This window comes from Flavobacterium urumqiense (genome assembly GCF_900108015.1).
GTDB lineage: Bacteria > Bacteroidota > Bacteroidia > Flavobacteriales > Flavobacteriaceae > Flavobacterium > Flavobacterium urumqiense.
The window spans coordinates 46,718-66,573 of sequence record NZ_FNVP01000001.1; the positions used below are offsets into that span (position 1 = coordinate 46,718).

17 protein-coding genes and 2 riboswitches are annotated in these 19,856 nt (G+C 34.9%); of the genes, 1 reads left to right on the plus strand and 16 read right to left on the minus strand.

Features of this window, described 5'->3' with window-relative positions; translation table 11 throughout:
* Nucleotides 1–112 precede the first annotated feature (112 nt).
* Nucleotides 113–232, minus strand: a riboswitch (SAM riboswitch).
* 92 nt (nucleotides 233–324) lie between these two features.
* From C4S35_RS00210 to C4S35_RS00280, 16 genes are all read right to left on the minus strand, one after another.
* Nucleotides 325–1,377 carry an NAD(P)/FAD-dependent oxidoreductase gene (locus C4S35_RS00210; RefSeq protein ID WP_103998246.1) on the minus strand — a complete coding sequence of 351 codons (1,053 nt, stop codon included), beginning with the start codon at nucleotides 1,375–1,377 and terminating at the stop codon, nucleotides 325–327.
* A 106-nt stretch (nucleotides 1,378–1,483) separates the two neighbouring features.
* The gene (locus C4S35_RS00215) at nucleotides 1,484–2,065 is read right to left on the minus strand and encodes a precorrin-2 dehydrogenase/sirohydrochlorin ferrochelatase family protein (RefSeq protein WP_103998247.1); all 582 of its coding nucleotides are present in this window, start codon (nucleotides 2,063–2,065) and stop codon (nucleotides 1,484–1,486) included.
* A gap of 2 nt (nucleotides 2,066–2,067) precedes the next feature.
* Nucleotides 2,068–2,841, minus strand: coding sequence for a uroporphyrinogen-III C-methyltransferase (cobA, locus tag C4S35_RS00220; protein WP_103998248.1), 774 nt, complete (start codon nucleotides 2,839–2,841; stop codon nucleotides 2,068–2,070).
* A complete protein-coding gene (locus C4S35_RS00225; protein WP_103998249.1) occupies nucleotides 2,834–4,924 on the minus strand; it encodes a HEPN domain-containing protein in 2,091 nt (696 codons plus the stop codon). The genes cobA and C4S35_RS00225 overlap by 8 nt, the downstream gene beginning before the upstream one ends.
* Nucleotides 4,925–4,953: 29 nt before the next feature.
* Nucleotides 4,954–6,198: a sulfate adenylyltransferase subunit 1 gene (locus C4S35_RS00230; RefSeq protein ID WP_103998250.1), complete on the minus strand. Its 1,245-nt coding sequence runs from the start codon at nucleotides 6,196–6,198 to the stop codon at nucleotides 4,954–4,956.
* A 140-nt stretch (nucleotides 6,199–6,338) separates the two neighbouring features.
* Entirely contained in the window at nucleotides 6,339–7,238 is a 900-nt protein-coding gene (gene cysD / locus C4S35_RS00235) for a sulfate adenylyltransferase subunit CysD (protein WP_103998251.1), read from the minus strand.
* Between the two features lie 74 nt (nucleotides 7,239–7,312).
* A complete protein-coding gene (locus tag C4S35_RS00240) occupies nucleotides 7,313–8,014 on the minus strand; it encodes a phosphoadenylyl-sulfate reductase (RefSeq protein ID WP_103998252.1) in 702 nt (233 codons plus the stop codon).
* Nucleotides 8,015–8,029: 15 nt separating this feature from the next.
* Entirely contained in the window at nucleotides 8,030–8,932 is a 903-nt protein-coding gene (locus C4S35_RS00245; RefSeq protein ID WP_103998253.1) for a sulfite exporter TauE/SafE family protein, read from the minus strand.
* A 108-nt stretch (nucleotides 8,933–9,040) separates the two neighbouring features.
* Nucleotides 9,041–9,451: an RrF2 family transcriptional regulator gene (locus C4S35_RS00250; protein WP_103998254.1), complete on the minus strand. Its 411-nt coding sequence runs from the start codon at nucleotides 9,449–9,451 to the stop codon at nucleotides 9,041–9,043.
* Between the two features lie 185 nt (nucleotides 9,452–9,636).
* Nucleotides 9,637–10,818 carry a trans-sulfuration enzyme family protein gene (locus tag C4S35_RS00255; RefSeq protein ID WP_103998255.1) on the minus strand — a complete coding sequence of 394 codons (1,182 nt, stop codon included), beginning with the start codon at nucleotides 10,816–10,818 and terminating at the stop codon, nucleotides 9,637–9,639.
* Nucleotides 10,819–10,901: 83 nt separating this feature from the next.
* Nucleotides 10,902–11,351: an OsmC family protein gene (locus C4S35_RS00260; protein WP_103998256.1), complete on the minus strand. Its 450-nt coding sequence runs from the start codon at nucleotides 11,349–11,351 to the stop codon at nucleotides 10,902–10,904.
* 116 nt (nucleotides 11,352–11,467) lie between these two features.
* Nucleotides 11,468–13,882 (minus strand): bifunctional aspartate kinase/homoserine dehydrogenase I, encoded by a 2,415-nt coding sequence (thrA, locus tag C4S35_RS00265; RefSeq protein WP_244175163.1) that lies wholly within the window; start codon nucleotides 13,880–13,882, stop codon nucleotides 11,468–11,470.
* A gap of 15 nt (nucleotides 13,883–13,897) precedes the next feature.
* Nucleotides 13,898–14,866: an alpha/beta fold hydrolase gene (locus C4S35_RS15875; RefSeq protein ID WP_244175164.1), complete on the minus strand. Its 969-nt coding sequence runs from the start codon at nucleotides 14,864–14,866 to the stop codon at nucleotides 13,898–13,900.
* A 79-nt stretch (nucleotides 14,867–14,945) separates the two neighbouring features.
* Nucleotides 14,946–15,053: riboswitch (SAM riboswitch) on the minus strand.
* A 256-nt stretch (nucleotides 15,054–15,309) separates the two neighbouring features.
* Nucleotides 15,310–15,504, minus strand: coding sequence for a hypothetical protein (locus tag C4S35_RS00270; protein ID WP_103998257.1), 195 nt, complete (start codon nucleotides 15,502–15,504; stop codon nucleotides 15,310–15,312).
* Nucleotides 15,505–15,721: 217 nt separating this feature from the next.
* A complete protein-coding gene (locus tag C4S35_RS00275; protein WP_103998258.1) occupies nucleotides 15,722–16,012 on the minus strand; it encodes a hypothetical protein in 291 nt (96 codons plus the stop codon).
* Nucleotides 16,013–16,513: 501 nt separating this feature from the next.
* On the minus strand, nucleotides 16,514–17,806 hold the full coding sequence (locus tag C4S35_RS00280; protein ID WP_103998259.1) for an O-acetylhomoserine aminocarboxypropyltransferase/cysteine synthase family protein: 1,293 nt from the start codon (nucleotides 17,804–17,806) through the stop codon (nucleotides 16,514–16,516).
* A 724-nt stretch (nucleotides 17,807–18,530) separates the two neighbouring features.
* On the opposite strand from C4S35_RS00280, the gene metK reads away from it, so the two are divergent.
* Nucleotides 18,531–19,781: a methionine adenosyltransferase gene (metK, locus tag C4S35_RS00285; RefSeq protein ID WP_103998260.1), complete on the plus strand. Its 1,251-nt coding sequence runs from the start codon at nucleotides 18,531–18,533 to the stop codon at nucleotides 19,779–19,781.
* Nucleotides 19,782–19,856: the final 75 nt, after the last annotated feature.

Here is a 19,856-nt window from a genome sequence, read left to right on the forward strand (position 1 = left end):
CGGTACTGGCAAAAAAACGCCAATTGTTCGCTCCTGATACTTAAAATAATTCAGCAGGCTAAAAATATATGTTGTCAAGAAAAGGTTTGAGAAATACTGGGTGAGTATTCGTGTGTTATCTATCTTTGATACTGAAACTGGTTCCGTATAAAGTAGAATGTAGCACCTTCTTTAAAGATAAAGGGTTGCTAAGGTTTCATCGGGTCTTTCCCTCCGCCTTTCGTGATAACTTTCAATAAATATAGGAACAGTGCAAAGTAAAGACAAAGCGCTAATACTTGCAAGTATTAGCGCTATATTTTTTAACTACTTTGTATTAAGTTGTTAAACTATGGCTTTCACCACAGCTTTTGGAGCCTCTTTACGAGTTCCGTCAAATCCGTCAACACCAGAAACTGTAGTATATTTCAATACATATTTCTTACCCGGATTGATGATTTGGTAGGCTGCCTGACACATCATAGTTGCTTCGTGGAATCCACAAAGAATCAATTTTAGTTTTCCTGGATAGGTATTTACATCACCAATGGCAAAAATTCCGGGAATATTCGTTTGGTAATCCAAAGCATTATTTACTTTGATGGCATTTTTTTCAATGTCTAATCCCCAGTCTCCGATAGGACCTAACTTTGGAGTTAATCCAAAAAGCGGAATAAAATAATCCGTTTCGATAGTACGGTGTGCGCCGTTTTCTTCTACTACGACACCTTCTAAATGTTCAGCACCCTTTAAGCCAACAACTTCTCCTGGTGTGATCATTTTTATTTTACCGGAATTTTTCAATTCCTGTACTTTTTCTACGGAATCCAATGCACCTCTAAATTCATTTCTGCGGTGAATCAAAGTCACTTCGGAAGCAATATTCGACAAGAAAATACTCCAGTCTAAAGCCGAGTCACCACCACCTGAAATCACCACTCTTTTGTCTCTAAATTTTTCCGGGTTTTTAATGAAATACTTGATTCCTTTATCTTCGTAAAATTCGATGTCTTCGATCAATGGTTTTCTGGGTTCAAAACTTCCTAATCCACCAGCAATCGCAACAACTGGAGCATGGAATTTTTTTCCTTTATTTGAGGTTACAATGAAACTCCCGTCTTCTTGTTTTTCAATCGTTTCTGCACGTTCTCCAAGCGTGAAACCTGGTTCGAACTGCTTGATTTGTTCCATTAAATTATCTACCAAATCCCCTGCTAATACTTCTGGAAATCCCGGAATATCATAAATAGGTTTTTTAGGATATAATTCTGAAAGCTGTCCGCCCGCTTGTGGCAAGGCATCTAAAATATGGCATTTTAATTTCAATAATCCTGCTTCAAAAACGGCAAACAAACCAGTTGGTCCGGCTCCTATTATAAGTATGTCTGTTTTAATCATTTTTTTTTCTTTATGTAATGTAATTGTAATAAACTATTTACTGCAAATTAACGATTGATTTTTACAACTTAAAATGATAAATATCATTCGTTATAATGCGATGCTTTTATTCTTTGTTTTTTAACGCCTCAGTGATTTCATTCATTTTTTGTACTTTTTCTTCGAAATTCCCTTTAAGCGTCTTGCGATATTCATTGAGGTTTTCAACCATTGTATTAATATCGTCCGGAATTATTTCTTCAAAAAACTCCCGTAATCTTTTGGCTGTTGTCGGCGATTTTCCGTTGGTTGAAATTGCGATTTTTACATTTCCTTTGGTTACAATTCCGCCCAAATAATAATCACATAATGGCGGTGTATCGGCAATATTGCAAATTAAATATCTTTTTCGACACAAGTCGAATACTCGTTTATTGACTTTCAAATCATCGGTGCAAGCAATTACCATGTGTCGTTTGCGAAGCATCCAGCGATTAAACTTTTTATAAGTCAATTTTACCGAAGGATGTTTTGCGGCTAGGCTTTCCAATTCTGGAAGAAACTTTGGTGCCACCACCTCAACATTGGCATTTGGACTGGACTTCAACATGAAAGATAATTTTTCTAAACCAACATTTCCTCCACCTACAATAAGTACATTAAGGTTGTGTAGTTTTAAAAAAACAGGATATAGTTCGTTTCTTTCCAATGTTATTGTATTTCTTTTGCTGTAAATTCTTCGTAAAATCCTTTTAATTTATTGCTTTCTTTAACTACTTCTCCAATGACAATAATCGCAGGATTACTTAATTTATTCTCCGCCACAACTTGTTGAATTGTGTTAATTGTTCCAACACCAATTTTCTCCTGAATCGTAGTTCCCTTTTGTATAATTGCAACGGGGGTTTCTCCTTTTTTTTCTTTTTGGAATAATGACACAATTTGTGCTAATTTACTCATTCCCATCAAGATCACAACTGTGGCCGATGATTGCGCTGCTAACGCCACATCATTTGACAATTTCCTATCAGAAGTTGTACCTGTAATTACCCAAAAACTTTCGGAAACACCTCTTTTGGTCAACGAAATACCTTGATATGCAGGAACGGCAATCGACGATGAAATTCCAGGCACTACAAATGTAGGTATCCCAAAACTTTCTACAAAGTCTATTTCCTCACTGCCACGACCAAAAATAAATGGATCGCCACCTTTTAACCGAACCACATGTCCGTAGGTAAGCGCATTATCTACAATCAATTGGTTGATTTGGTCTTGCGTATATTCATGACAACCTTTACGTTTGCCTACAAATATTTTAACTGCTTTTTTAGGTGCATAACTTAAAATTTCTTCGTTTGCCAAGGCATCATACAAAACGACATTGGCCTCAGCCAGTGCCTTTGCACCTTTGATTGTCAACAGATCCGGATCACCTGGACCCGCACCCACTAGCGTAACTGTTGGTTGTATATTTTTAAGCATCGGCTAAATCTTTTGCTCTATATTTCTCTATTGTATCAAAAAACGCAACGCCTTGTTGGATGTATTTTTGTGCAAATTCTGCCGAAGGCTCATTCGATTTGATTTGATAAACCAAATCTTTGAAGCTTGAGTCCAATTCGATTTTTTTGCTTTCGATAAAAACCGTATCAAATAAATCGATAATTCCAGCGTGGTGATTTGTTTTTTCGTTTTCAGCCAATAATATTGCTTTAGCTCCATTTACAAAACCTGCGTACGCCAAGTAAATCGCATCTGCCCATTTTTTATCTTCGAAAGCTTCTTGTGCGAAAGTCATTTTATCTTTGGCTTCTAATATTAAAGTAGCCACCAAATCAATAACAACGCCGGCGCATTCTCCTACTCCAACTGCTTTTACGTAGTTATCAGCATTTCCCCAATCTACAAAATCAGCCTCGGTGAGGTTTGTTATATCAGCTAATGGTTTCAAAAATTCGTAAAAATATTTCTCCCCTTTGGCGTCGTAATAATTCAAGAACGATTGTCCGTTTCCGTTTGCTTCAAAATCATTTAAAATATAACGCAGCGCATCAGGTCCTCTTCTGCTTGGAATTTTGATTACTTTATCCGAAAATCTTCCGTTTCCGTTTCCTAAATTCCCTCCACCTAATAAAACCTGAAGAGCCGGAGCTACCAACTTTCCTGCATTAATGGACATTCCCTGGAAACCTATTTCGGACATATTATGCTGTCCGCAAGCATTCATACAACCACTAATTTTTATGGCGATTTGTTGATTGTTGCTGTATTGTGGGTATTCCGTTTTTAAGACTCTTTCTAATTCATCTGCAATACCAGTGCTACTTGCGATACCTAAATTACACGTATCGGTACCCGGACAAGCCGTGATGTCTCCGATAGTTTCATAGCCTAATGTAACAAAATCCAATTTGGCTAATTCCTGGTAAAAGAACGCTAGATTTTCTTCTTTAATATTACGTAAAATGATGTTTTGTCGCAATGAAAAACGCAATTCATTCGCTCCGTAATTTTTAATCAAATCAGCTAACAATCTTGCTTTGTCTGTATAAAAATCCCCTAAAAGTACTTTGATACCAATAGCTACGTATCCTGTTTGTTTTTGTACAATCACATTTGATTTTTTCCAAGCTTTAAAAGCTACAACATCATCAATTGTCACTGCTGGCACAGCCAATAAAGGTTCTGTAATTGGACCTTCAAAAGCGGTAGTGTCAATCTCGTAAGAATGGAAAGGCAATGCTTTTTTCTCTTCACCAACCAAACGTAAAAACTCCTCACGGCCCAAGTCTTTAATTAAAAATTTCATACGTGCTTTCAAACGTTTTGTTCTTTCTCCAAATCGGTCAAAAACCCTGATTATCCCTTCGGCAGTTGGAATAATTTGATTAACCGGTACAAATTCCGAAAGCAATTCAGCATGACTTGGTTGAGAACCTAAACCACCGGCAAACATTATTTTGAACCCTTTTTCGCCATTTACAATTTTTGGAATAAATCCTAAATCGTGCAAATAACTCAAAGCAGTGTCTTTATCAGAGGAGGAGAATGATATTTTGAATTTACGTCCCATTTCCTGACAAATTGGGTTACGCAATAAATACTGGAATACAGCGTGTGCATAAGGGGAAACATCAAAAGGCTCATCTACATCTACACCCGCTAATTCACTTGCTGTGATATTACGCACTGTGTTTCCACAAGCTTCTCTCAGCGTGATATCATCTTTGGCCAGCTCAGACCAAAGCTCAGGCGTTCTGTCTAAACTCACGTAGTGAATTTGAATATCCTGACGCGTGGTAATGTGCAAACGTCCAGTCGAATATTTATCGGATACTTCAGTAATACGCTTCAATTGTTCGCTAGTCACTTTTCCGTATGGCAATTTAATACGAATCATTTGCACGCCTTCTTGGCGTTGACCATAAATACCACGTGCCAAACGAAGACTGCGAAAACGCTCATCGTCAATTTGTCCACTTCGGAAGGAATGAATTTTTTTCTCTAAATCGATAATCTCTCTTTGGACAATCGGATCTTCTATTTCAGTTCTAAAACTTTGCATCTTTATTATATTTTAAGCAACAGCTAAGTTTAGTTTATAAAACCAACTCCTGCAGTTGTATTGGTTGCGGCATCTATCAAAATAAAAGCACCGTTTGACTTGTTGTCGTTGTATGCATCAAAATATATAGCCTTACTCAACTTAATATTCACTTCTCCTATTTCATTAATGGCTAACTGAGTTGCCGGAGTTGAACCCGAGTAATCTGTTGCAATTACATTTTTTATACTTTCAATTTTTGCCAAAACTCGATTCGTGTTGTGCTGTATAAAATATTTTGTTCCTGGAACTAACTTTTTGCTGTCCATCCAACAAATTGTAGTGTTAATATCTTTCTCAATTCTTGGAAGCTCACCTGATTTTACAATCATATCTCCTCTAGTCACATTAATATCATTTTCTAATTCAATAGTAACAGAAGATCCTACCGTCGCCTCGTTAAACTGTTTATCGAAAAAGTGAATATTCGTTACTGTAGATTCAGTCAAAGATGGAAGAACAGTTACCGCATCACCTACTTTAATATTGTCTCCATACAATTTTCCGGCGTATCCTCTAAAATCATGATATTCTTCCGTTTTTGGGCGAATTACTGTTTGAACAGGGAAACGCGCTTGTCCTTTTTCGTACACATCTTTTGGCTCTAACGCTTCTAAATGTTCCAAAACTGTTTGCCCATCATACCAAGGCATGTTTTCTGATTTGTTAACGACATTTCCACCATTGATAGCACTCAACGGAATGTAACTAACTGTTTGTTCTTTAAAAGTACTTTTTGCATTTAAAGCTTGAAAATCAGCTTTAATTTTATTGTATACTTCTTCCGAATAGTCCACCAAATCCATTTTGTTTACCGCAACAATCACTTCTTTTACTCGCAATAAATTATTGATAAAAAAGTGTCTGTACGTTTGTTCAATAACGCCTTTACGGGCATCAATTAATATGATCGAAACCTGTGAAGTCGAAGCGCCGGTAACCATATTACGCGTATATTCAACGTGACCCGGTGTATCGGCAATAATGTAACTTTTTTTGGCAGTCGAAAAATAAATATGCGCAACATCAATTGTAATTCCTTGTTCTCTCTCAGCAACCAAACCATCGGTAGCCAATGAAAAATCTAAATAATCGTATCCTTTTTGCTTGCTGCTTTTTTCTATTGCTTCAATCTTATCCGTAGTCAACGATTTTGTATCGTACAATAATCTTCCGATTAAGGTACTTTTTCCGTCATCTACACTTCCTGCCGTTGCTATTTTTAAAACTTCCATTCCTTGTTTTTTATTTGAAGTCTAAAAGTTTAAGGTTTTGAAAACACCTTATGTAAACTTCTAAATTTGATTTTTTTATTTTAAATTTTGAATTTTAAATGTCTTGGAACAATTCATAATTTATAATTCATAATTGTTTCCTAAAAGTACCCTTGTTGTTTTCTTTTTTCCATTGCTGCTTCCGAACGTTTATCATCAATTCTGGCTCCTCTTTCAGAAATAGTGGAAGATCTAATTTCACCAACCACTTCCTGAATCGTTGCAGCAAAAGAATCAACGGCTGCGGTACAACTCATATCTCCAACAGTTCTAAAACGAACAATTCTTTCTTCAATTTCCTCATCTTCTTCTTGGTAAACAAATGGAGAATGGGACCATATCATACCGTCTCTCAAGAATACCTTACGTTTGTGTGAAAAGTAAATCGATGGAATTTCGATTTCCTCTTCTTCGATGTAACTCCAAACATCTAGCTCTGTCCAATTTGAAATTGGGAATACGCGTACGTTTTGACCGTTTTCAATTTTTCCATTCAAAATATCAAACAATTCCGGACGTTGGTTTTTTTCATCCCATTGACCAAAATCATCACGAACAGAGAAAATACGCTCCTTTGCCCGTGCTTTTTCTTCATCACGACGCGCTCCACCTATACAAGCATCAAATTTAAATTCTTCGATAGCATCCAAAAGTGTAGTCGTTTGCAAACTATTTCTGCTCGAGTATTTCCCTGATTCTTCTACTACTTTTCCGTCGTCAATGGCATCCTGCACATTACGAACAATTAATTCCAAACCTAATTCAGCAACTAGTTTATCTCTAAAAGCAATAGTTTCCGGAAAGTTATGTCCCGTATCTACATGCAACAATGGAAAAGGAATTTTTGCAGGAAAAAATGCTTTCTGCGCTAAACGTACCAATGTAATGGAATCTTTCCCTCCAGAAAAAAGTAAAACCGGCTTGTCAAATTGAGAAATAACTTCTCTAAATATGTATATCGCTTCGCTTTCTAAAGCGTTTGTTTTTAATATTGAACTCATTTTTTTTATTTAAAAATTTAAATGATTGAAAAATTTAAAGATTCCAACAATCATTTATAATTTATAATTCATAATTACTTTTGGTGCAAACCACACTCTTTATGACTGGATTCCCACCACCATCTGCCTGCTCGAATATCTTCATCAGCAGTAATAGCTCTGGTACATGGAGCACATCCTATACTTACAAATCCTTGTTTGTGCAATGCATTTTGTGGCACATTATTGTCATCAATATATTTTTGAACTTCGGCTAAAGTCCATTTTAGTAATGGATTGAATTTGATAATATTAAAATGGGCATCGTATTCAAATGCTGCCAAATCATTTCTGTTTTCTGATTGTTCCGCACGTAAACCGGTAATCCAAATTTCATTTCCTTTTAATGCCTTCGTCAACGGAACCACTTTTCGAATAAAACAACATTCTTTTCTATTCTCCACCGATTCGTAGAAACTGTTTGGACCTTTATGGTTTAACAACTCTTCTACCGCAATTGTTTCTGGAAAATAAGTTTTTATATTTATCTTATACTTTTTCAATGTCTTATGAAAAACATCATACGTTTGTTGAAATAATCTTCCTGTATCCAATGTAAAAATGGTAATTGGCACATTATTTTTTGCAATTAAAGCTGTGATCACTTGATCTTCCTGACCAAAAGAAGTAGAAAAAACAACTTTATTTTGATATTGATCGGCTAAATAAGTAAGTGTTTCCTCGATGGAAAAATTCTTTGTTTTATCTAATAAAGCTTGTGCTATTTCTGTACTCATAATTCTATTTCTCTTTTATAACAATTTTGATAATGTTCTTAAACTTAAAATTATAATTAAGACACCCACCAAAATCATCATTGGTTTTCTTTTGATTTTATTAACTAATAAAGCAGCAATTGGCGCAGCAATAACACCTCCTAAAATCAAACCTATAATAACCTGCCAACCTTGAATTCCTCCAAAAATCATGAACGTTATTCCACTAGCGAAAGAAACGGCAAATTCTGCTGCATTCACCGAACCTATAGTATATCTTGGATTTCTTCCGTTACCAAGTAAAGTTGACGTAACGATTGGTCCCCAGCCACCACCGCCCACTGAATCCATAAATCCTCCAAAAGAAGCCAGAATATTTAATCGCTTTGTTTTCTTTTTAATGACGTTTTTTTGCATCGCTTTTTTGATAATTATAACTGCCAAAGCAATCATGTACACTGCAATAAAAGGCTTTATCGCATCACCGTCGATCACATCCGACAATAAATAAGCACCAGCTATAGAACCTAAAACACCTGGTATTAGCAAGTGTCTAACTAATTTTTTATTGATATTCCCAAATTTATGATGAGAAATAGCAGATGCGCCTGTTGTAAACATTTCAGCAACGTGAACTCCCGTACTACTGATTACAGGAGGAATTCCGTAAGCCAATAAGAAAGAAGTAGATGTTGCTCCGTAACCCATCCCCAAAGTACCATCAACTAATTGCGCAAAAACACCAATACAGAAAAAGATCAAAAATTCTTGATTAAAACCACCTAAAAAACCATCCCAAGAAAACTCTGCGTGATGATTATAAACCAATACCGTTATTAAACCAATTAATAAACTAGCAGGTATTATAACCCACAAACGCTCTTTAAAAGTCGTTTCTGGTTTTATTACTGCACTATTTTCTTTTAAAACTTTATTCATGTTTTCTTCAATTCAATTAAATTAATCTATTACCCCATCGGAATAGTAGATTATTGTGCAAAAGTAAAACTTTTAACTTAAATACAAAATTTATTTTGTGATTATTCTTTAAAATGCAATGTCGGCCAAGGTATTACTCTCTAAAATTTTCAGAGTATTATCACGAACTTCGATCATTAGTTTCCGAACCGCACAAGTAGCTTCATCGGTACAATCTACACATTTTTCATAAAAATTATGACTGGCACAAGGTAATAGTGCAATAGGTCCTTCAAGAATGCGGTAGACATGAGCCATGTTTATGTCTTTGGGAGCTTTTATCAAATAATAGCCTCCGCCTTTTCCTTTTTTGGCCCCTAAAAAACCGGAATGACGCAGTAACAATAAAATACTTTCTAAAAACTTGATCGAAATATTCTCGCTCTTGGCTATCTCCGCTATTTGCACAGGAGAATTATCTTTCTGGCGAGCCAAAAAAGTCAAAGCCTTTATTCCGTATTTTGTTTTTTTAGACAGCATTTAATAGATTTTTGATTGTAGATTAACGATTGCTGATTTTTAATTTCAAAGCAATCTGAAACATACCTTTCTTATAACAACAAAAATATACTTTTTGAATGAAGAAAAATGAATGTAGGTTAACGATTGTTGTTGGATTGAAAATCTGCTCCAGAAACTTCGGGACAAAGAACGATAATCTACATTCAAAAATCTTTATAAAGCGCTTGCTCCAAATCGGCAATTACATCTTTTACGGTTTCCAATCCTACTGAAACACGCACTAAACCATCGGTAATACTGACTGCCAAACGTTCTTCAACAGATAATTTACTGTGTGTTGTTGATGCCGGATGTGTAACAATTGTTCTGGTATCCCCCAAATTTGGTGATAAAGAGCATAATTTTAATTTATCCAAAAAATTTCTGCCGGCTTCAAGACCGCCTTTTATTTCAAAAGCGACAATGTTTCCACCCAACTTCATTTGCTTTTGAGCAATTTCGTATTGTGGATGCGATTTCAAAAACGGGTATTTCACACGATTCACGTTCGGATGCTGCTCTAAAAACTCCGCTACTTTTAAAGCATTTTCACAATGTCTGTCTAAACGAATCGCCAAGGTTTCTAAACTTTTTGATAACACCCAAGCGTTAAACGGCGATAAAGAAGGCCCAGTAAGTCGAGAAAATAAATAGATTTTTTGAATCAATTCAGCATCACCAACTGTTATTCCTCCCAACACTCTACCTTGACCGTCCATTAGCTTTGTAGCGGAATGTACCACTAAGTGCGCGCCCCATTTTATCGGTTGCTGCAAATAAGGTGTTGCAAAACAATTGTCAATTACCAAAATCAAATTATGTTTTTTGGCAATCGTTCCTAAAAGTTCTAAATCGATAATATCAACAGCCGGATTGGTAGGTGATTCAGCAAAAAGAATTTTTGTATTTGGTGTGATGAAACTTTCAATCGTTTCCGGCTTATTAATATCAAAATAGGAGGTTTCAATATTCCATTTTGGAAAATAATTGATAAATAAGGAATGTGTCGCTCCAAAGACACTACTAGAAGAAACAATATGATCTCCAGATTTCAATAAAGCTGCCAAGGTTGAGTACACTGCTGCCATTCCGGATGCGAAGGCAAAACCAGCGGAAGCGCCTTCCATTTTGCACACTTTATCAACAAATTCGTTCGTGTTTGGGTTGCTGTAACGGCTATAAATATTCCTGTCTTTCTCTTCGGCAAAAGAAGCACGCATATCTTCGGCATCCTCAAATACAAAACTAGAAGTTAAGTACAAAGGAACCGAATGCTCTAAATATTGCGTTCTTTCTAATTGGGTACGGATGGCTGAGGTTTCAAAACCAAAATTATCATTTTCCATAAATAAGCCCCCTAACCCCCGAAGGGGGAATTGTATTGGGGTCGATTTGTTTGTTACTAAATTTAATATTTATCCTACAGCTATTAGTTGCTAGTTCCCCCTTCGGGGGTTAGGGGGCTTCCATTCAAAACTACTTTGTAATGTATGGTTGCTGTTGGCTCTAATGTTTTAGAAACTGAACAGTATTTTTCGAAAGAAAGTTGGGCCGCTCTCGCTGCTTTTTCTTCATTGATAGGTCCTTCCAAAAAGAATACTACAGTAATATCCTTGAATGGTTTCGCTTCTCCTACTTGCACCCGTTCTCCTTCGACCTCAGCTTTGAAAGAAGTGATTTCCTGACGCTGTTTTTTCAAAATCGAAATCATATCAATGGCGCTGCAACCCGCAACACCCATCAATACTAATTCCATTGGACTTGGACCTTTATCGTCTCCGCCAAATTCTGGTCGGCTATCTACGTTTACTATATGCCCACGGTCGTTTTTTAATTCAAAGTGGAAATTGTCGTTTACTCTGTTTAGTGTTATTTTCATGTTTATGTTTTTTTAACGCTGAGGACACGGATTTTCAAACGCGAATTCAACGGATTTATTTATTTTTATCCGAGTAGTAGTTCTCGAACGCTGGAACTGATCACTGACCACTTTAATTATCCTTTATCCGATAATCTCAAAATATCTCCAAATACTCCTCTCGCCGTTACTGCTGATCCTGCTCCTGCCCCTTGAATCACGATTGGTCTGTCACCATACGATTCTGTGTAAATTTCGAAGAAAGAGTCTGAACCTTTCAATCCTCCTAAAGCCGTATCAGATGGCACAGAAACTAGTTTAACTTCAAGATTCCCTTTGTCATTTTGTAAATCTCCAGACAATTCACCTATGTATCTCAAAACGTGATTTGGTTTTTGGTCGGCTTTTATTTTAGCATAAATTGGATCAAATTCCTTCAATTTGGTTAAGAACTCAGATGCGCTTCCTTCTCTTAAATGATCTGGAATTAAATTCTGAATTTCAATTTCTTCGAATTCATTTTGCAAATCCAATTCTCTTGCTAAAATCAATAATTTTCGACCTACGTCGTTTCCACATAAATCCTCTCGAGGATCTGGCTCTGTATATCCATTGTCAATTGCCTCTTGTAATACTTGACTAAACGGAAGATCATTAGCAGAGAAATTATTAAATAAATAACTTAATGTACCTGAAAAAACGCCTTTTATTTTGGTGATATTTTCACCAGAAAGATGCAGTAATTTTATGGTATCAATCAAAGGTAATCCTGCGCCAACATTCGTTTCGTAAAGGTAACTCTTTTGATTATCTGCCAATACTTTTCGCAATGCTTTATAAAAATTATAACTTAACGTATTGGCTACTTTATTGGATGAAATTAAATCAAAACTATTTTCAGCCAATTTTACATAATTTTCAACAAAGGCAGCACTTGCCGTGTTATCAATTGCAATTAAATTTTCGAGATGATGTTCATTTGCAAAGGCAATAACATCATCAATCGTATAACAGAAACCGTTATTTTGTATTTCGTTTTTCCAGTTTGGCGTCACTCCGTTTTTGTTTAACAGCACATTTTTTGAATTGGCGATAGCAAAAACATTCAATTTAATATCCTTTCTTTTTTCGATAGCTGCGGCTGATTCCAGTATTTGATTAATCAAAGTTCCACCCACCAGGCCATGTCCGAAAATAGCGATATTAATTTTCTTTGAAACTCCAAAAATTTCCCCGTGAATCACATTTAAGGCTTTGTTTAATTGTGATTTTTTAACTACTAAACTTACATTTTTACCCGTTACGGTATTATTGAAAAGAATAGGAACAATCTTGTTTTTAATTAAAGCGGTATATGGCTTGTGAAAAGTGCTTAAATCCTGCCCGATTATAGAAATCACCGAAACATTATCTGTAACTGAAATTTTATTGACGTCTTTAGAATAGAAATCATTTTCGAATTCTTTTTCTAGTTCTATCATTGCTTTTGTAGCTTGATCCGCAGCAACCACAAGACCTATTCCTCTTTCTGACGAACCTTGTGAAATAATACTAACGCTAATATCATTATCTCCCATTACTCTAAAAATACGAGCATCTACACCTGTTTTTCCTAACAAACCTCTTCCTTCTAAGTTTACTAATGACACATTCTCCAAGACTGAAAGCGTTTTAATCCCTTCCTTATTTGAATTTGAAGTAATTAAAGTTCCTTTGTTTTCGTGATTAAATGTGTTCAAAATTCGAAGGGGAATATTTTTTTCCAATAAAGGAATTATGGTTTTGGCATGAAGTATCGTTGTTCCAAAATTAGCTAGCTCATTCGCTTCATTAAATGTCAAATGGTCAATTTTTTTGGCATCCAAGACTAAATCAGGATTTGCCGTGTATATCCCATCAACATGCGTATAATTCTGAAGTTCCTTTGCATTTAGGTAATTAGCAATCAAAGAAGCAGTATAATTACTACCGTTTCTTCCTAAAGTAGTGGTGTCATTTTTACTGTTTGACCCAATAAAACCAGTCACAATATTGACTGTGTCCCCATTATTTTGTTTGAAATAATTGATTACGTTTTTCTTCGAAAGTTGTTCCAAAGGTTGTGCGTCTCCAAATTTTGAATCCGTTTTGATCAATTCTCTTGAATCAGTAAAACGAGCATTTATTCCGTTTTTGATTAAAATGGCCGTCAGTAATTTTGCGGAAAGCAATTCTCCCTTAGACAGCACTAAATCTTTAATTTTATTGCTGTAATCTCCAATCAAACTCACACCTTCAAAGAGTTTTTCTAAGACTTCAAATTCTTCCGTCAAATCTACAGCATCATATTCGGCTTGTTGGTACTTTTTAAAATCTTCAAAAAGCGGTTTATAATTTCCATTTTGGGATGCCGTTCCTAAAATATTTTCTAAGTCATCAGTAGCATTTCCACGTGCAGATACCACGATAGCAATTTCCTCTCCTTGATTTACTTTATCAGTAATAATAGCAACCACCTTATTTAATCCCTCACCATTCGATAAAGACTTACCTCCAAATTTTAATATTTTCATCTTTTTATATTGTCTTTATGCTTGAAAAATAGCGCCAAGCAAATTGTCTAATTGTTTGTATTCAATCAAAAAAGCATCGTGACCATGGATGGAAACGATTTCCTGATAAGAAACATTGTTTTTATATTTTTTTAATTCTTGATACGTTGCTTTATTTTCATTTGCAGTAAAAAACAGATCTGAATTGATTGCTATTATATGAATATCAGCATCAATTTTTGAAACTATTTCTTCGAATGACCCAACATTTCTGGTGATATCTATCGTTTTGAGCAATTGGTTCATCATTTTGTAAGAGGAAAGTTGAAACCGTTTTTGCAATTTCGTTCCGTGATGACTCAACCAACTTTCCACATTAAAAATACCCAATTCTTCGTTTGTAGTTCGCTGGAATTTTTCTTTCAATGATTCCGGGGTACGGTAGCACAGCATGGCATGAATCCTTGCGTCTTCAATAGGTTTTCGAGAATTATTTAGGATTTGCTCTTGCAAATAACAATTGGCTATCAACCAATCCGTTGATTTCCAGTCCGTTGCAATAGGAATCAAATGCTTTGTAATCTTAGGTTCTAAAGCGGCTATTTCCCATGCGATTCCTCCTCCTACAGAACCTCCAATAATAGCATATAGCTGTTTTATTTCAAGAAATTTAATTCCTCGAATAAACAATTTCGCAATATCTCTGGCATTAAAATCTAAGTAGTTTTCTATTATAGTCTCATCATAGCCATTGCCGGGCACATTAAAAGATACTACTGTATATTTATTGGAATCAATTGTTTTATTAGCGCCGATTAAATCGTTCCACCAACCCTTTTCCCCAATAACTTGAGAATTTCCTGTTAACGCGTGATTTACTAAAACGATTGGTGCAGTGTTTAATGCAGGTCCAAAAACTTCAAAACTTAAGTTTAAAACAGCATAAAATACGCCACTTTCAGTGGTGAAATTTTGTAAAGTAATATGGGTTGGTTTATTTTCCAATTTCAAATCTTTTATGATTTTTGATTTGTGTCTGGAAATATTAGAAAGAAAAAACTAGGGTAAACCAGTTAAATTGTTGTTGTTATCTTTCCGCGTTTGGCGCGGTAGAATGCAGCACCTTCTTCGATAAATCGAAGGGTTGCTAAGGCTTCATTGGGTCTAATCCCTCGTCCTTTCTTTATAACATTTCAGTACGTGTGTGAACTTAAAGGAACAAATTAACTACAAATTTTTTAAACAAACAAATTTTTCAACGAATTGATTTTTATTTTTTTAAAAAAAACATCGTTTCTAAACACAAAAAAGCATCCATCTAATTGAATGGTGCTTTTAAGATTTTGGATGAAATTCTAAATTTAAGAAAGTCGTTTTTTACCATATAAAACAATGAATTTTAAAAAAGTTTTTTTGATTATTTCTACTTCGCTAAAGTTTGTTTTAAATTATATAAAAAGAATCTCATTTTCTTGAGAATACATTAAAGCCAATAATGAATTAGACCCTTTTTCACCAAAACTACCTGTAGTTTTTACTTCAAACCTAGGGTGAATTAATTCATTTTCCGGTTTACTCTCTTTTGTTTTTTTTGCCCTGAATTTGAAATCCGGCATTGGCGAAATTCTCTTTGTTTCTCTCATGATAATTATTGTTTTAGTTGTTTGTTTTAGTATTAATCAAATTTATAAAACATCAGTTAAAAGAACTGATATTGGCTACAAGCAATTTCATTGCCAATATTAAATTAATTCAAAAAAATAAATTCTATTTAAGGTTTATGCTGTTGATCAAAGTGAAACATTCCTTTCCTAAAATCATTATTCTAAGTTTTGATTCTTTTAGCTTTTAAAAGTAAGCTTAAACTGTGTTCATGTTAATTTTAATCACTCTTTTGACTTGCTTTTTGGTTAAGCATTTCTTGTCATATCCTTTAATGATTCGCTCTTTTAAATCTTCCCACTTTGCTCTCATATAAGGATATAATGACAACGAGATCTCGTCCCCATTTTGCGAATTCTTATAATGCTTTTTATATTCCTTTACATAATTATCATAATCGTCCAGATATTTATCCCATTTGTTACTATGGATTTTGCCTCTTCTTTTCATTGTATTTTCTGATACAAAAACGTTTTCGATTGCTTTCATGATTAAATTATTTTAATTAAAAATTATTTTAACAATAAATAGTTGGCAATACCAATTCTCTAGCACGCTATGACAATCTGAAAATATGGTGTCTTCGTGCAGGTTGTAATTATTTCCTTTTAGCCTTTAAAAAAATCAATCTTGAAAAATATTTATTTTTAGATTGATTTTTTTAGTGTTTAACAAATTTAATACAATAAAGGGCTTATACTAAAACATATCCGACCAACTAACACTATATCAGGTATAAGGCGTTTTTTTGAGGTTATATTTCAGAAAAAAGTCATAAAAAGAGAAAAGCTCAAGTCTAAGAAATAATACAAAAGCAATTGCTTCACACTATCATCGTGATTCAATTACATCGTACGTAACAAAAAGATTTAAAAATTTGATTTAAAAGGTAACAAATTCTACTATGCAGTTTTGTTTTCTATTTTTAAAAAAACTGCCTTTGGCCTAACCAATAAACCAAAGACAGTGTAACCGCCAAAAAACAAACTTTTATACCAATTGTAATTTTTTTATAGTTTCAAAAACGGTTTTCAAATCTCCTTTCAAATCTTCAATATCTTCTAAACCAACTGACAGTCGGATTAAGTCTTTGGAAACTCCTGTTGCAATTTGTTCCTCATCAGATAATTGTTGATGTGTCGTGCTTGCAGGATGTATAATCAGTGATTTGGTGTCACCAATATTCGCCAGAAGAGAAAATAGTTTGGTTTCGTCTGCCACCTTTTTGGCAGCTTCAAATCCTCCTTTTAGCCCAAAAGTGACTACTCCACTTTGCCCTCTTGGCAAATATTCCTGACCTAAAAGATAATATTTACTCGATTTCAATCCCGGATAATTTACCCATGCCACTTCTTCGTGACTTTCTAACCATTGCGCCAGAGCCAAAGCATTATCGCTGTGTCTTTGAATTCGAATAGGTAATGTTTCTAATCCTTGAATAATCTGGAACGCATTGAACGGGCTCAAAGCAGCGCCATAATCTCGCAAACCTTCAATGCGAGCTTTAGCAATGAAAGCTGCATTTCCAAGTGCTTCGTGATACACTAATCCGTGATAACCGGCGGAAGGTTCTGTGAATTCCGGGAATTTCCCATTACTCCAATCGAAATTTCCTGCATCAATAATAACACCTCCCAGAGAAGTTCCGTTACCTGTTATGTATTTCGTCAACGAGTGAATGACAATATCGGCTCCGTATTGAATAGGATTTAATAAATAAGGAGACGCAACGGTATTATCCACGATAAAAGGCACTTTAGATGCTTTGGCCTCAGCCGAAATAACTTTCAAATCCAATACGTCTAATTTTGGGTTTCCCAAAGATTCTACAAAAAATGCTCTGGTATTTTCTTGCACAGCATTTTTGAAATTAACCGGATTGGATGGATCTACAAATGTGGTGGTAATTCCCAACCTTGGCAACGTAACTTTTAATAAATTATACGTTCCTCCATACAAACTGTTAGAAGCCACAATATGATCGCCCGCTTTAAGTAATACCAATAATGTTGTGGCAATTGCGGCAGTTCCTGATGCTGTAACTACCGCTCCAATCCCTCCCTCTAAAGTTGCTAAACGTTGTTCTAGAATATCATTCGTTGGATTGTTTAATCTGGTGTAAATAAATCCGGGTTCAGCCAGACCAAAAAGGTTTGCTGCATGTTCCGAGTTATTGAAAACATAGGAACTGGTTTGATAAATTGGAACAGCTCTGGTTCCTGCGTTTTTTGTTACGTCGTGTCCCGCATGTAGTGCGTTTGTTGCAAATTTTTGTGTGCTCATGATGTTTAGATTTAAATATTAGTATTATTTATTTTGTTATTAATTTCAGATTCTGATATTTTTTATTTTTTTAATTTACTTAGTTTTTTTAGATTAGCGAGCAAAAAAAAGTCGTTTTAGATGACTTGTCAAAAGAATAGCAGATTGGGATGCAATACGCACCCTAAGCACACCATCATAATATTTGCATTTATAGATTTGACAAAATTGAATTTATGGCTCGTTTTTTCTAAAAATGTTAAATAGAAATCAACATAAAATAAAAAAACCCCTGCGCTTGGCAGAGGTCTTAATTATATATTTTAAAAATTTAAAACTATACAAAAGTGCACTCTGCGGAAGCTTCCGGCATTATGCAACACATATTTATAGCAACTAATTTCATTTTTTCTTGTTTGATGAGACAAATTTGCAAACTATTTTTGGATCTACCAAAGAAAACCCAATTTATTTTACAAACTCTATCGGGCAACTAGGATATGTTAAATTATTTTTATTTAAATTAAAAAAAAGACCAGATTAATTTGCAATTCAAAATGGTTTCATACATTTGCACTCGAATACAAGAGGAAAAATTTGAACTGATTGCAACCTCTTCATAATGAAACGAATTCATTATGGATGCTGAAAAATTTTCAGTAGAAAAAATGCTAAAGCAGACACTCTCCTTTAGTATTATTTCCAGCAATTATTTTCCTCCCTTAATTTTAAATTTATATTTATTATGGCATATTTATTTACGTCAGAATCTGTGAGTGAAGGACACCCAGACAAAATTGCAGATCAAATTTCAGACGCATTAATTGATAATTTTTTAGCATTTGACTCCGAATCAAAAGTAGCTTGTGAAACTTTAGTTACAACTGGACAAGTAATTCTTGCTGGTGAGGTTAAATCAAATACTTATTTAGATGTACAACAAATCGCTCGTGACGTAATCAAGAAAATTGGTTACACTAAAAGCGAATATATGTTTGAAGCTAATTCTTGTGGAATCCTTTCCGCTATTCATGAACAATCTGCTGATATCAATCAAGGTGTTGACAGAAAAAACCCGGAAGAGCAAGGTGCTGGAGATCAAGGAATGATGTTTGGTTATGCAACTAACGAAACAGATAATTACATGCCATTGGCACTTGATTTATCTCATAAATTATTGCAAGAATTAGCTATTTTAAGACGTGAAAACAATGAAATCACTTATTTACGTCCTGATGCAAAATCACAAGTAACTTTAGAATATAGTGATGACAATAAGCCAACTCGTATTGAGGCTATTGTAATATCTACTCAACACGATGATTTTGACGAAGAAGCTATTATGCTTGCAAAAATCAAAAAAGATATTGTTGAAATTTTGATTCCAAGGATTATTGCAAAAAACCCAACGCACGCTCATTTATTCAATAATGCAATTCAGTACCATATCAATCCTACAGGGAAATTCGTAATTGGAGGACCGCACGGAGATACTGGACTTACAGGAAGAAAAATTATTGTGGACACTTACGGCGGAAAAGGTGCTCACGGTGGTGGTGCATTCTCTGGAAAAGATCCGAGTAAAGTAGATAGAAGTGCGGCTTATGCTACACGTCATATCGCTAAAAACCTAGTTGCTGCTGGTGTTGCTGAAGAAATTTTAGTACAAGTCTCTTATGCAATCGGTGTTGCAAAACCAATGGGTATTTTTATCGACACTTACGGAACATCAAAAGTAAACTTAACTAATGGTGAAATTGCCAAAAAAGTAGAAGCTATATTTGATATGCGTCCTTACTTTATTGAGCAACGTTTGAAACTAAGAAACCCTATTTACAGCGAAACTGCAGCTTACGGCCACATGGGACGTACACCAGAAATAGTTACTAAAACTTTCTCTGCTCCAGGTGGAAACGAAAAGACAGTTACTGTTGAATTGTTTACTTGGGAAAAATTAGATTTTGTTGACCAAGTGAAAACGGCTTTTGGATTGTAATAATTTAAAGCATTTATATAGAACCGTAATTCATTTGGATTGCGGTTTTTTTTAGCCCTGATGGCAATGGAAATC

What these genes read in the sequence shown, in the direction of transcription:
- C4S35_RS00210 (WP_103998246.1), bottom strand. Translation starts at nt 1,377, where the DNA reads ATGATTAAAACAGACATACTTATAATAGGAGCCGGACCAACTGGTTTG.
- cobA (WP_103998248.1), bottom strand. Translation starts at nt 2,841, where the DNA reads ATGCTTAAAAATATACAACCAACAGTTACGCTAGTGGGTGCGGGTCCA.
- C4S35_RS00225 (WP_103998249.1), bottom strand. Translation starts at nt 4,924, where the DNA reads ATGCAAAGTTTTAGAACTGAAATAGAAGATCCGATTGTCCAAAGAGAG.
- C4S35_RS00230 (WP_103998250.1), bottom strand. Translation starts at nt 6,198, where the DNA reads ATGGAAGTTTTAAAAATAGCAACGGCAGGAAGTGTAGATGACGGAAAA.
- cysD (WP_103998251.1), bottom strand. Translation starts at nt 7,238, where the DNA reads ATGAGTTCAATATTAAAAACAAACGCTTTAGAAAGCGAAGCGATATAC.
- C4S35_RS00240 (WP_103998252.1), bottom strand. Translation starts at nt 8,014, where the DNA reads ATGAGTACAGAAATAGCACAAGCTTTATTAGATAAAACAAAGAATTTT.
- C4S35_RS00245 (WP_103998253.1), bottom strand. Translation starts at nt 8,932, where the DNA reads ATGAATAAAGTTTTAAAAGAAAATAGTGCAGTAATAAAACCAGAAACG.
- C4S35_RS00250 (WP_103998254.1), bottom strand. Translation starts at nt 9,451, where the DNA reads ATGCTGTCTAAAAAAACAAAATACGGAATAAAGGCTTTGACTTTTTTG.
- C4S35_RS00255 (WP_103998255.1), bottom strand. Translation starts at nt 10,818, where the DNA reads ATGGAAAATGATAATTTTGGTTTTGAAACCTCAGCCATCCGTACCCAA.
- C4S35_RS00260 (WP_103998256.1), bottom strand. Translation starts at nt 11,351, where the DNA reads ATGAAAATAACACTAAACAGAGTAAACGACAATTTCCACTTTGAATTA.
- thrA (WP_244175163.1), bottom strand. Translation starts at nt 13,882, where the DNA reads ATGAAAATATTAAAATTTGGAGGTAAGTCTTTATCGAATGGTGAGGGA.
- C4S35_RS00270 (WP_103998257.1), bottom strand. Translation starts at nt 15,504, where the DNA reads ATGAGAGAAACAAAGAGAATTTCGCCAATGCCGGATTTCAAATTCAGG.
- C4S35_RS00275 (WP_103998258.1), bottom strand. Translation starts at nt 16,012, where the DNA reads ATGAAAGCAATCGAAAACGTTTTTGTATCAGAAAATACAATGAAAAGA.
- C4S35_RS00280 (WP_103998259.1), bottom strand. Translation starts at nt 17,806, where the DNA reads ATGAGCACACAAAAATTTGCAACAAACGCACTACATGCGGGACACGAC.
- metK (WP_103998260.1), top strand. Translation starts at nt 18,531, where the DNA reads ATGGCATATTTATTTACGTCAGAATCTGTGAGTGAAGGACACCCAGAC.